Consider the following 12,575-nt stretch of genomic DNA (forward strand, 5'->3'; position numbering starts at 1 on the left):
GGCCTACAGCTTCACGCTCCCCGCGTCGCTCGCCAGCCCGTCCTTCGCGAGGGCGGCGACCAGGCAGGTCCTCGGGATGCACGGCCTGTCCGACATGCTGGACCCGGCCCTCCAGGCCGTGGGCGAACTGACCGCAACTGCTTGCCGGTTCACCGAGTCCGCGAACTACTGCCTCTCCCTGCGCTACCGATCCGGCGCCCTCCGCCTGATCGCCTACGACAGCCATCCCCGCCACACCCAGCCCCACCTCGCCACGGCCTGCGACATCCGCCGCCACGCCTGTCTCCGCCTCCTCGCCCGCGTCTGCCGCGCCTGCTACGGCTCCTGGGGCTTCGGCGACTCCCACGAACCGGGCGGGGGCACCCGCATGTGGGCGAGCTTGCCGAGGGAGGGGACTACGGCGTACGGAGCGGGAGCCGAAAGCCCGTCCATCGGAGGACCGGTCACCAGAGGGGCGTAACGGGCCCTGCCTGCAAAGTCGGCGCTCTGTCTGTGCCGGCCCGCCGGGTACGAGGTGGACCGATTACCGAATACACCCCGCGCCCGGGCCGTTGATCAGGTGCGGCGCCTCGGTACCACTGCCGCACCGAACCCGGAGTCCGCGGGCTCGGCAGAGGCCCGCCCCGGCGGGCAGGTCTCCGCCAACGCATTACGGCAACGCGTGCCGAGCGCCACGCAGACAGGCAGCGGCTCCCATGACGCACCCGGCCCCGACACAGCCGCTCACCACGACGGCCGCACCCGCGATCAGCGTGTCAGGACCGAGGGATCCGGTGACGGCCGAGTGGATGAAGACGACGGCGATGCCCGTCTCGAGGATTCCGAGCAGGATGAGCCATCCCATCCGCAAGACACGGGGCACTGAGGCACTCACCCGGGTGGACGCCAGTAGTACGGCCCCACCCGCCACGACGATCAGGACTGTGGTCACGAGCACCCCGTACCCCAGCAGTCCGGCACTACCGGACTCGGCGTGATCCAACTCCCCGGTGTCGGGCACCAGAAAGGCGAACGCGAACTCCAGCAGCCCGATGTACACGATCTGCGCGAGCAGCAGGACCGGCACGACCCTGCGATCGAAGACGCTCTTCATGCGTTGCTCCTCACTGGTTTGCCGCCCTTGACGATCCAGAGCTTGCCCTTGGAGACGTAGGGCTTGCACGAGCTCCCGGGAGGGGGCTCACGGCACCCATCCCGCTGAAAAGGTGAGCACCCGGCAGGTGAATGTCACTCACGCACTCAAACGAGCAGCATGTGAACACTGGAGGCCGAGATGCTCACACTTTTCAGAGAGGTAGGTGCCTCCTGGCCGTGCGCCGAGGGATCGTGCCCCACGACGTGATGCAGGCCGACCAAGCCCCTCGCACTCCGGTCCGAGGGCCGTGGCGATCTCCGGGGAAGCAGCAGCCCGCGAAGTACCCTGCTGAGACGGGTCGAACACTCGATCCGGCGAAGCCGACCGTCCCCGTCCGCGGATTCCGGCGCCTTGATCCCTTGCCCCACCTGGCGCGTAGGAGCGGACCTTGGTCACTACCGGGTCGGTGAGGCGTCCGCGTCGGTCGTGGGCCATCTGCCACCGCAGCCACGACGGGCGGAACGCAGCCGTCAACGCCTGCATGCGCCCACGCAACAACCGGGCCGGACCGAAGACCAGCCGGCCAAGGCTGCGTGAAAACACCTCAGCGAGCCGACCGACACCTGGATCACCATCCTCGGGGAGTGCCCCGCCCTCTGTTCAGGACGGTACTCGAACAGGGCTTCACGACCACTGGGCAGGAGTTCCACAGCTCCACCCCGGCCGTGATCAGTTCCAGTACCGCTCGTTGCTCGTCGGGAGCCCATGCGGCGCACTCGCCTCCGAACAACTTCTCGTAGGCGCTGTTGTGCACCGCTTTCTGCCGGGGCAGCCGGTGGACTCCGCCGAGCCCCCGGGCCAGATCCTCGAAGAAATTCCACGCCTCCAGCACCGCCCCCGGGGGGACGTGCCGGCGCACCGGATTCTCCAGCCAATGCTGGACACGGGTGAGCTCCAGCGTGTCGGCCTCAGAAGTATCCAGCCTCCACCCCCGCCGGCTCACATACACCCGCGCCTGCCGAACGGTCGTGAACACCGGCACCTGCCGTCGATCAGCTTCCGGCAAAGCCAGCACCTGATCGGGTTCGTCGCCCCTGCCACCGATCCACAGGACTACCCCGCTGCGGCCGAGCCCCCGCACCCGGTACGCATAGAGACTCCCACCCCCACCGGGGCGTCCGGCCGCACACACATCTGCCGTCTCGATCTTTGTCACGCCCTCACACTGGCACGGCCCGCAGGAACCGTCGCGGCAGTTCTCCGCAGCGAGAGCCTGGGCAAGTGACCGAGCTCGCCGACCTCGTCGCCGGACAAGGGTCTCGGTACCCGTCAGGACGGCTGGACCTGCGATCCTGTGTACCGTGTCGACTCCGCGAAGCCAGGACCGCGAGCATGCGCCTGCCCGGCGGGAGGGAAGGTGCCCCGGACCGGAATGGCCGGGGCGGATCTTCTTCCTTCTCGTCGGCCTTGTCGGGTTTTCGGCCGTGTTCTTCTCCCTGATCACCTGGCAGGTCGTCGTCAACGGTCCGCTGCTGCGTACGGACCAGCAGATCAGTCGCGCCCTGTTGCACCCGGACCAGGTCTCCGAGCTGCTCGCCGATCTCGGGAACGTGCGGGTCGCGGTTCCGTTGTTGGCGGCCGTGCTGTTGGGTGTGGCCTGGCGGGGCCGTTCCGCGGGTGCGGGCCGGTGGTGGCTGGGGCCTCTCGGGGCGGCCGTGTCGATGGTGCTGGTGCCGGTGCTCGTCGTGCCGTTCAAGGAGTGGACGGCCCGGCACGGCACGGCGGCCGTGCCGCCAGGGACCGGTTACTTCCCCTCCGGGCACACGGCCACCGCCGCCGTCGCCTACGGTGCCGCGGCACTCGTGCTCCTGCCCTGGCTGCGCACGGCCACCGCCCGCCGCGTCCTCGTCACCGTCTGCGCCGCCCTCGTGCTCGGTGTGTCGTACGGGCTCGTGCGGCGCGGCTACCACTGGCCCCTGGATGTCGTGGCCAGCTGGTGCCTGGCATCCGTCCTGCTCTCCGCGCTGTGGCTGCTGATCAGGTTGCTCGGACTCAGGAGCTCTTCGAGTCCTCGACGAGTTGGGCGTCGACGTCCGTGATCCGGCCCGACGAGGTCACCGTGATGTCGATGCTCATCGCCATTCTTCGATAGCTGAGAACGTAGGGCGCCTTCCCCTTCGCCAGCGGACCGAAGGTGACTTCGCTTCCTTCGATTTCGTCCGCGTACCACTTCTCCGCGAACTTTTCCGCGTACTTCCTGGACTCCCCGGGACTGAGCGTTCCGGCGTCATCCTTGTCGTTCATCGAGAAGGCTTTCTGGATCTTCCGGTCGGGCCACAGGAGAATGAGACTGCCTTTGTCTGTCGTGACGTCCAGTTTTCCCGGAAAACCTGGCATGACCTCTCGCTGCTGCACCTGCACTACGTCGGCGTCTGCTCCGTACACCTGGGCCGCCACGGATCGGGCCCACTCCTCCTGTGCGGCAGTCGCACCCACGGCCTCCTGACCCCCATACACCGGCGTGACACCGAAATGGAATATGGCGGAGACGGCGGCTCCGCCGATTACCAGAGCCAGACCGCTCTGCCACACGTCGCGCAGGCCGAACAAAGGCTTCCGTTTCTTGAACGCTTGCCAGGCGACTCCGCACAGTACGCCGATTCCGCAGCCAAGGGCGTTTGCCGCCAGGTCGGAGTAGGTGCACGACCGTCCGAGCGGGAGCAGACTCTGCAGCAGTTCGACCCCCGCGGTCAGGAGCAACCCGCCCACGAAAACACCGAGAGGCCGACGGAAGGCGCAGACCCCGAAGAAGCAGACGGGGACGAAGAGCAGAACGTTCAGCTTGCCGGGAGTCGTGGACAGCAGGCCGGTCAGGGACGGGCCCAGGTAGCAGACGGTACCGCTTTCCACGATTCCGACTCCTCCTGGCGTCAGAGTGACAGCCAGTACCCCCACCAAGGAGACGGACCACAAGGTGGTGGCGATGACCGGCTTCTGCTTCGCCCTTGTCAGGAGGCACACAGGGGCGGCAACCAGGATCGACGCGACAGCGAATACGGGGATCAGGTTGCTCAACGCGCCGATCGACGCTTCGATCATGTCTTCTCTCTCACCCGGTCATGGAAACGGCAAGGCAACCGGGATGCGCCAGAGGCATGTTGGTCGCTGGAGTTGCCGGAAACGCGGTTGCCCCCCATGCGCTCGTCCCCAAGTCGGCGGCAAACGGCACGAGTTGGTCGAAGACACGGGTCAGGACGTCCGGCGAAGTGCAGCCGAGTGCGCCGGGCAGGCCAGGTGGCTGTCGTCTTCGCGCGGGCATGAGAAGACCTCCCTCTCTCGCGACCGGTGCGTCCACGGGAAAGGGAGGTCTTCCTTCGTGCCTCAGCTGTCGAAGCCCAGGCCCAGGCGGTCCATCGTGCGCAGCCACAGGTTGCGGTGGCCGCCGTTGGCGTCGGCGCGGGCCAGGGACCACTTGGTGAGGGCGATGCCGGTCCAGGCGAACGGCTCGGGCGGGAAGGGCAGGGGCTTCTTGCGGACCATCTCCAGCTCCGTGCGCTCGGTGCGCTCCCCCGCCAGCAGGTCGAGCATCACCTCGGCGCCGAAGCGGGTCGCGCCCACGCCCAGGCCCGTGTAGCCGGCCGCGTACGCCACCTTGCCCTGGTGGGCGGTGCCGAAGAAGGCCGAGAAGCGCGAGCAGGTGTCGATCGCCCCGCCCCAGGCGTGCGTGAAGCGGACGCCCTCCAACTGCGGGAAGCAGGTGAAGAAGTGGCCGGCGAGCTTGGCGTACGTCTCCGGACGGTCGTCGTACTCGGCGCGCACCCGGCCGCCCCAGGGGTAGATCGCGTCGTAGCCGCCCCACAGGATCCGGTTGTCCGCGGAGAGGCGGAAGTAGTGGAACTGGTTCGCCGAGTCGCTGAGGCCCTGGCGGTCCTTCCAACCGATCGACGCCATCTGCTCGGCGCTGAGCGGCTCGGTCATCAGGGCGTAGTCGTAGACCGGGACGGTGTAGGAGCGGACCCGCCTGACCAGGCTGGGGAAGACGTTGGTGCCGAGCGCGACCCGGCGGGCCCTGATCCGGCCGTAGGGCGTGCGCACGGCCATGCCGGCGCCGTACGGCTTCAGGGTCAGGGCGGGGGTGCGCTCGTAGATGCGCACGCCGAGTCGCACGCACGCCTGCTTCAGGCCCCAGGCGAGCTTGGCCGGGTGCAGCATGGCGGTGCCCCGGCGGTCCCACAGGGCGGCCTCGAAGGTCGGGGAGGCGACCTGTTCGCGCACCGCCTCCCGGTCGAGGAACTCGATGCCCCCGGCGAGCCCCTTCTGCTCCAGCTCCGCGTACCACTCCTTCAGTTCCCAGGCCTGGTGCGGCTCGGTGGCGACGTCGATTTCGCCGGTGCGCTCAAACTCGCAGTCGATGGAGTGGCGGGCGACCGTCTCCTCGATGGCGTCGAGGTTGCGGGCGCCCAGCTCCTCCAGCTTGTGGATCTCCTCCGGCCAGCGGGTGAGCCCGTTGGCCAGGCCGTGGGTGAGGGAGGCGGCGCAGAAGCCGCCGTTTCGGCCGGAGGCGGCCCAGCCCACCTCGCGGCCCTCCACCAGCACCACATCCGTGCCGGGGTCGCGCTCCTTGGCGATCAGCGCGGTCCACAGTCCGCTGTAACCGCCGCCCACGACCAGCAGGTCGCAGCTCTCGACCCCGGTGAGCGCGGGCTCCGGGCGGGGCCTGCCGGGGTCGTCCAGCCAGTACGGGACCGGCTGGGCCTCGGAGAGAGACTTGGTCCACTTGTTTTCACGGCTCATGGCACTGGGGGCCATGATTTCAACTCCCTACAGGATTCGTTCCGCTGTTCCGGCGAGGCGGCGTTCCATGCCTTCTTACGCCTTCTGCCGGGCGCGGCGATTGCTGATGACCATGCCGGCCACCACGAACAGTACGGCGATGATGAACATGGCCGTCCCGATGACGTTGATCTGGACGGGGGTGCCGCGCTGCGCCGCGCCCCAGACGAACATGGGGAAGGTGACGGTCGAGCCGGCGTTGAAGTTGGTGATGATGAAGTCGTCGAAGGAGAGCGCGAAGGCGAGCAGCGCGCCCGCCGCGATTCCGGGCGCCGCGATCGGCAGGGTGACGCGGACGAACGTCTGGAACGGTCCGGCGTACAGGTCCTGCGCGGCCTGCTCCAGCCTCGGGTCCATCGACATCACGCGCGCCTTGACGGCGACGACGACGAAGCTGAGGCAGAACATGATGTGCGCGATCAGGATGGTCCAGAAGCCGAGCTGAGCACCCATGTTGAGGAAGAGGGTGAGCAGCGAGGCCGCCATGACCACCTCGGGCATCGCCATCGGCAGGAAGATCAGCGAGTTCACGGGGCCGCGGCCGCGGAAGCGGTAGCGGACCAGCGCGAAGGCGATCATCGTGCCGAGGGCGGTGGCGCCGAGGGTCGCCCAGAGGGCGATCTGGAGGCTGAGCCCCAGCGATCCGCACATGTCGGCGACGCCGCACGGGTCCTTCCAGGCGTCCGTGGAGAACTCCTGCCACTGGTAGTTGAAGCGGCCCTTCGGTTTGTTGAAGGAGAACACCGTGACGACGATGTTCGGCAGGAGCAGGTAGCCGAGCGTCAGCAGTCCGGCGATGACGACGAGGTGGCGCTTGAGCCAGTTGACGAAGGCCATTTAAACCAGATCCTCCGTGCCGGACTTGCGGATGTAGACGGTGACCATGGCGAGGATCGCGGCCATGAGGATGAAGGACAGGGCCGCGGCCGTCGGGTAGTCGAGGATCCGCAGGAACTGCGTCTGGATGACGTTGCCGACCATGCGGGTGTCGGTGGATCCGAGCAGGTCGGCGTTGACGTAGTCGCCGGCGGCGGGGATGAAGGTCAGCAGCGTGCCGGAGACCACGCCCGGCATCGACAGCGGGAAGGTGACCCTGCGGAAGGTGGTGACGGGCCTGGCGTACAGGTCGCCCGCCGCCTCGTGCAGCCGCGGGTCGATGCGCTCCAGCGAGGTGTACAGCGGCAGGATCATGAACGGCAGGAAGTTGTACGTCAGACCGCACACCACCGCGAGCGGGGTGGCCAGCACACGGTCGCCGGAGGTCCAGCCGAGCCAGCTGGTGACGTCCAGGACGTGCAGCGCGTTGAGGGCGCCGACGAGCGGGCCGCCGTCCGCGAGGATCGTCTTCCAGGCCAGGGTGCGGATCAGGAAGCTGGTGAAGAACGGCGCGATCACCAGAATCAGGAGCAGGTTGCGCCAGCGGCCCGCGCGGAAGGCGAGCAGATAGGCGAGCGGGTAGCCGAGCAGCAGGCACAGGATCGTCGCGGAGGCCGCGTAGAGGACCGAGCGGAGGAACTGCGGCCAGTACTCGGACAGCGCGTCCCAGTAGGTCACGAAGTGCCAGGTGACCTTGTAACCCTCCTCCAGGGAGCCCGTCTGCACGGAGGTGGAGGCCTGGTAGATCATCGGCAGGGCGAAGAAGACCACCAGCCACAGGATGCCGGGCAGCAGCAGCCAGTACGGCGTGAGGCGGCCCCGCTTGCGCGGTGGTTTCTGCCGGGGTGCGGCGGGCGCCGGCGGGGCGGGCGCCTGGGTGACGGCGGCCATCAGGCGGCTTCCTCCTCCACAGTCTCCACGCCCGCGTCGATGTCCTGGGCTGCGTCCAGGCCGAAGGTGTGGGCGGGGTTCCAGTGCAGGACGACCTCGGCGCCGGGCACCAGGCGGGCGTCGCGGTCGATGTTCTGGGCGTAGACCTCGAACTCGGGGCAGGCCGGGCTGTCGATCACGTACTGCGTGGAGACGCCGATGAAACTGGAGTCGGCGATCCTGCCGGTGATGCGGTTGCGGCCCTCGGGGATCCGGCCCGCGTCGTCGGCGTGGGTGAGGGAGATCTTCTCCGGGCGGACGCCGACGAGCATCTTGCCGCCGGTCGTCGCCGGGGCCGAGCACCGCGCCTGGGGCAGGGAGAGCTTGCAGCCGCCCGCCTTCAGGACGATCTCGTCGCCGCTCCTGGTGTCGACCTCGGCCTCGATCAGGTTGGAGGTGCCGAGGAAGTTCGCGACGAACGTGGTCTTCGGGTTCTCGTAGAGGTCGGCGGGCGAGCCGAGCTGCTCGACGCGGCCGGCGTTCATCACGGCGACGGTGTCGGCCATGGTCATGGCCTCCTCCTGGTCGTGCGTGACGTGGATGAAGGTGATGCCGACCTCGGTCTGGATGCGCTTGAGCTCCAGCTGCATCTGGCGGCGCAGCTTCAGGTCCAGGGCGCCGAGCGGCTCGTCGAGCAGCAGCACCTTGGGGTGGTTGATCAGGGCGCGGGCGACCGCGACGCGCTGCTGCTGGCCGCCGGAGAGCTGGTGCGGCTTCTTGCGGGCCTGCTCGCCCAGCTGCACCAGGTCCAGCATCTCCTCGACCTGTTTCTTCACGCTCTTGATGCCGCGCCGGCGCAGGCCGAAGGCGACGTTCTCGAAGATGTCGAGGTGCGGGAAGAGGGCGTAGGACTGGAAGACCGTGTTGACCGGGCGTTTGTACGGCGGCAGGTGCGTCACGTCCTGGTCGCCGAGGTGGACGGTGCCGTGCGAGGGCTCCTCCAGGCCGGCGATCATGCGCAGGGTGGTGGTCTTGCCGCAGCCGGAGGCGCCGAGCAGGGCGAAGAAGGAGCCCTGCGGCACGGTCAGGTCCAGCGGGTGCACGGCGGTGAAGCTGCCGTAGCTCTTGCTGATCTGCGAGAGGCGGACGTCGCCGCCGTTGTCGTTCGTCGTCTTCATCGTCGTCACGTCCCTGTGAGCTTCGCGAACTTCGCTTCGTAGGCCGCTTCTTCCTTGTCGCTCAGGGCGCGGAAGGAGTGGGACCTGGCCACCATGTCCTTGGTGGGGAAGATCAGCGGGTTCTCCGCCGCCGATTTGTCGATCTTGGCCAGCTCCTCCCGTGCCCCGTCGACGGGACTGATGAAGGCTGTGTAGGAGACGAGCTGGGCGGCCTGCTCCGGCTGGTAGTAGAAGTCGATCAACCGCTCGGCGTTCGCCTTGTGGCGGGCCCCACGAGGTATGAGCAGGTTGTCGGTGGCCGTCGTGAATCCGGCTTCCGGAAGGATGTAGTCGACGTCGGCGCTGTCCGACTGGAGCTGGACGATGTCACCGCCCCAGGCGAGGCACACGGCGACGTCGCCCTTGGCCAGGTCGGACGTGTAGTCGTTGCCGGTGAAGCGGCGGATCTGGCCCTTGTCGACGGCCTTCTGCAGGCGGGCGATCGCCGCGTCGTAGTCGTCGTCGGTGAACTTCGCCGGGTCCTTGCCCATGTCGATCAGCGTCATGCCCATGGTGTCGCGCATCTCCGACAGGAAGGCGACCCGGCCCTTGAGTTTGGGGTTGTCCAGCATGTCGGAGATCGACTTCACCTCGATGCCGTCGAGTGCCTTCTTGTTGTAGGCGATGACGTTCGAGACACCCTGGTACGGGTAGGAGTAGGCGCGCCCCGGATCCCAGTCCGGGCCGCGGAACTGCTCGGACAGGTTGGCGAAGGCGTGCGGCAGGTTCGCCGGGTCCAGCTTCTCCACCCAGCCCAGCCGGATCATCCGGGCGGCCAGCCAGTCGGTGAGGACCATGACGTCCCGGCCGGTGTCCTGGCCGGAGGCGAGCTGCGGCTTGATCTTGCCGAAGAACTCGTTGTTGTCGTTGATGTCCTCGTTGTACTTGACCGTGATGCCGGTCTGCCGGGTGAACGCGTCGAGCGTGGGGTGCTTCTTGCCGCTCTCGTCGACGTCGATGTACACGGGCCAGTTGGAGAAGTTGACGGTCTTCTCCTTGGCCGAGTGGTCCTCGGCGGAGGTGCCGCCCTGGGTCTGGCCGGCCGCGGGGATCCCGCAGGCGCTCAGCGCCCCGAGGCCGCCGACCGTCAGCGCGCCGCCGGCGGAGGCGCGCAGCAGCGAGCGGCGGCTGAGGGGGGCCCGGCCGCCTCGGGCGCTGCGCCGCGAGGCGGCCGTCCGGGCCGAGGTGAGGCGGTCGGGCTCGTACTGCTCCATGCGCGTGGTGCCCTTTCGGGAAGATGGCCTGCTCACGGGCCAGGATCGTTGCTATCGGTCCCCGAAGATGGTGCGGTGCCAGTCCTTGCGGGCCACCGCGGTGTTGTCGAACATGACGTGCTTGATCTGCGTGTATTCCTCGAACGAGTACGAGGACATGTCCTTGCCGAAGCCGGACTGCTTGTAGCCGCCGTGCGGCATCTCGCTGATGATCGGGATGTGGTCGTTGACCCACACGCACCCCGCCTTGATCTCCCGCGTGGCGCGGTTGGCCCGGTAGACGTCCCGGCTCCACGCCGATGCGGCCAGACCGTACGCGGTGTCGTTGGCCAGCCGGATCCCCTCGTCGTCACTGTCGAACGGCAGGACGACCAGCACCGGACCGAAGATCTCCGACTGGACGATCTCGCTGTCCTGCGCGGCGTCGGCGATGAGGGTGGGGCGGTAGTACGCCCCGTTCTTCAGCTCGCCCTGGGGGGCCTCGCCGCCGGTGACCACACGCGCGTAGGCGCGCGCCCGGTCGACGAACCCGGCGACGCGGTCGCGGTGGACGTGCGAGATCAGCGGGCCGAGGTCGGTGCCGGAGGCGAAGGGGTCGCCCAGCCGGACGGTCTCCATCAGGGCGGCCGTCCGCGCGACGAACTCCTCGTACAGGGGGCGCTGCACGTACGCGCGCGTGGCGGCCGTGCAGTCCTGTCCGGTGTTGATGAGCGCGCCGGCGACCGCGCCGTTGACGGCGGCCTCCAGGTCGGCGTCGTCGAAGACCACGAAGGGGGCCTTGCCGCCGAGCTCCAGGTGCAGGCGCTTGACGCTCGCGGTGGCGATCTCGGCGACCCGCTTGCCGACGGCGGTGGAACCGGTGAAGGAGACCATGGCCACGTCGGGGTGGCCGACCAGGTGCTCGCCGGCCTCCTTGCCGGTGCCGGTGACGATGTTGATGACGCCGTCCGGGATGCCCGCCTCCGTGGCGGCCTGCGCGAACAACAGCGAGGTCAGCGGGGTCAGCTCGGCGGGCTTGAGGACGATGGTGTTGCCCGCGGCGATGGCCGGGAGGACCTTCCAGGCGGCCATCTGCAGGGGGTAGTTCCAGGGCGCGATGGAGCCGACGACCCCGATGGGCTCGCGGCGGACGTAGGAGGTGTGGTCGCCGGAGTACTCGCCGGCCGACTGGCCCTGCAGGTGCCGGGCGGCGCCCGCGAAGAAGGCGGCGTTGTCGATCGTGCCGGGTACGTCGAACTCGCGGGTCAGCTTCAGGGGCTTGCCGCACTGGAGGGACTCGGCCCGGGCGAAGTCCTCCGCCCGGTCGGCGAGCACCTCGGCGAAGCGGTGCAGCGCGTCCGAGCGGTCGCCGGGGGTGGCGCCCGCCCAGCCCGGGAACGCCTCGCGTGCGGCGGCGACCGCGGCGTCGACCTCGTCGGGGCCGGCCAGTTCGTAGGTGTGGACCTCCTCCCCGGTGGCCGGGTCGACGACCGCGTGGGTGCGGCCCGAGGTTCCCTTGGTCAGCCTGCCGGCGATGTACTGCGCGCCGTCCGCGAAACGGTCCTGCGCCGGAAATCGGTCCGGGGTGGCACTGCCAGGGTTGTGCATGTCGCTCTCCTCCGCCGTCGCCCCTCGTTGCCGAGGGCGGGTGGCGTAGCTCCAGCTCGATTTGAGTGCCGATCCTGACAGAATCGAGGGACTCCAACAAGTGATTCCGTTGTTGCCTTTTGGTTACGCGACGGAATCTGTCGACCAGGTGTCGAGTCGGCGCGGAAAAGGAGGGACGGAGTGTCAGTGGCGCGTGCCACACTCGCGTGCATGGGGGAGATCGATTCCAGGGAATCCCTGGTCAGGGCGGTCCGTGCCGGGAGACCGGTCAAGTACCTGCACTTCTGGGGCCACCGGCCCCGCCCGGACGGCCGGGTGGGCGCGAGCTGTCTGAGCCAGTGGTGGCCGTCACCGTTCGTGGTGGACGGTGTGCCGTACGCGACCGCCGAGCACTGGATGATGGCCGGCAAGGCCCGGCTCTTCGCCGACACGGAGGCGGAGCGGCGGGTGCTGGCCGCGCGGCACCCGGCCGAGGCCAAGAAGGCGGGGCGGCTCGTGCGGGACTTCGACGAGCGGAAGTGGGAGCGGGAGCGGTTCCGGATCGTGGTGGAGGGCAGCGTCCACAAGTTCACCGCGCACCCCGAGCTGCGGGACTTCCTGCTGGCCACCAACGACCGGGTACTGGTGGAGGCCAGCCCGGTGGACCGCGTGTGGGGCATCGGCCTGGCCGCGACCGGCGAGGCCGCGACCGACCCGGAACGCTGGCGCGGCCCGAACCTGCTGGGCTTCGCCCTGATGGAGGCCCGGCGCCGGCTGCGAGCGGGGGCGTAGCGCCTCCGGCGGCGGTGCGCTGGGCGCGGGGGGCCGCGGAGAGGCCGCGGAGGTCTGGGCGACGCGCACCTGAGCCTGGGACGTGGGGCTATGGGGGCGAGCCCGCACGGCACGGCACAGGTCGCACAGGAC

General features: G+C 68.9%; 12 protein-coding genes. 3 read left to right on the plus strand and 9 right to left on the minus strand.

The genetic code is table 11. From position 1 onward, the window contains the following. Window positions 1-460 (plus strand): ATP-binding protein (locus C1I97_RS18770; RefSeq protein WP_111004369.1); only part of this gene is annotated, 460 nt, incomplete at its 5' end. A 189-nt stretch (window positions 461-649) separates the two neighbouring features. On the opposite strand, the gene C1I97_RS18775 is transcribed toward C1I97_RS18770, so the two are convergent. Next, window positions 650-1,093 carry a hypothetical protein gene (locus C1I97_RS18775; RefSeq protein ID WP_111004370.1) on the minus strand — a complete coding sequence of 148 codons (444 nt, stop codon included), beginning with the start codon at window positions 1,091-1,093 and terminating at the stop codon, window positions 650-652. A gap of 610 nt (window positions 1,094-1,703) precedes the next feature. Further along, on the minus strand, window positions 1,704-2,291 hold the full coding sequence (locus C1I97_RS41565; RefSeq protein ID WP_258382631.1) for a hypothetical protein: 588 nt from the start codon (window positions 2,289-2,291) through the stop codon (window positions 1,704-1,706). A gap of 268 nt (window positions 2,292-2,559) precedes the next feature. On the opposite strand from C1I97_RS41565, the gene C1I97_RS18785 reads away from it, so the two are divergent. Next, window positions 2,560-3,174, plus strand: a complete 615-nt coding sequence (locus tag C1I97_RS18785; RefSeq protein ID WP_309147806.1) for a phosphatase PAP2 family protein — start codon at window positions 2,560-2,562, stop codon at window positions 3,172-3,174. Here the strand turns inward: C1I97_RS18785 and C1I97_RS18790 are convergent. From C1I97_RS18790 to C1I97_RS18820, 7 genes are all read right to left on the minus strand, one after another. Beyond that, entirely contained in the window at window positions 3,128-4,174 is a 1,047-nt protein-coding gene (locus tag C1I97_RS18790; RefSeq protein WP_111004372.1) for a VanZ family protein, read from the minus strand. The genes C1I97_RS18785 and C1I97_RS18790 overlap by 47 nt on opposite strands. A 282-nt stretch (window positions 4,175-4,456) precedes the next feature. Next, window positions 4,457-5,884 (minus strand): NAD(P)/FAD-dependent oxidoreductase, encoded by a 1,428-nt coding sequence (locus C1I97_RS18795; RefSeq protein WP_111004373.1) that lies wholly within the window; start codon window positions 5,882-5,884, stop codon window positions 4,457-4,459. A 60-nt stretch (window positions 5,885-5,944) separates the two neighbouring features. Next, a complete protein-coding gene (locus tag C1I97_RS18800; protein WP_111004374.1) occupies window positions 5,945-6,745 on the minus strand; it encodes an ABC transporter permease in 801 nt (266 codons plus the stop codon). Further along, window positions 6,746-7,675 carry an ABC transporter permease gene (locus C1I97_RS18805; protein ID WP_111004375.1) on the minus strand — a complete coding sequence of 310 codons (930 nt, stop codon included), beginning with the start codon at window positions 7,673-7,675 and terminating at the stop codon, window positions 6,746-6,748. Continuing rightward, window positions 7,675-8,841: an ABC transporter ATP-binding protein gene (locus C1I97_RS18810; RefSeq protein ID WP_111004376.1), complete on the minus strand. Its 1,167-nt coding sequence runs from the start codon at window positions 8,839-8,841 to the stop codon at window positions 7,675-7,677. Before C1I97_RS18810 ends, C1I97_RS18805 begins: the two co-directional genes overlap by 1 nt. Beyond that, window positions 8,838-10,085 (minus strand): ABC transporter substrate-binding protein, encoded by a 1,248-nt coding sequence (locus C1I97_RS18815; RefSeq protein ID WP_111004377.1) that lies wholly within the window; start codon window positions 10,083-10,085, stop codon window positions 8,838-8,840. Before C1I97_RS18815 ends, C1I97_RS18810 begins: the two co-directional genes overlap by 4 nt. Before the next feature lie 51 nt (window positions 10,086-10,136). Beyond that, window positions 10,137-11,672 carry a gamma-aminobutyraldehyde dehydrogenase gene (locus tag C1I97_RS18820; protein ID WP_111004378.1) on the minus strand — a complete coding sequence of 512 codons (1,536 nt, stop codon included), beginning with the start codon at window positions 11,670-11,672 and terminating at the stop codon, window positions 10,137-10,139. Between the two features lie 210 nt (window positions 11,673-11,882). Here C1I97_RS18820 and C1I97_RS18825 point away from each other — a divergent pair, with 210 nt between their 5' ends. Continuing rightward, complete coding sequence (locus tag C1I97_RS18825) at window positions 11,883-12,443, plus strand: NADAR family protein (RefSeq protein ID WP_111004379.1); 561 nt, start codon at window positions 11,883-11,885, stop codon at window positions 12,441-12,443. Window positions 12,444-12,575 lie beyond the last annotated feature (132 nt).

It is taken from the genome of Streptomyces sp. NTH33, from assembly GCF_003236365.1.
GTDB lineage: Bacteria > Actinomycetota > Actinomycetes > Streptomycetales > Streptomycetaceae > Streptomyces.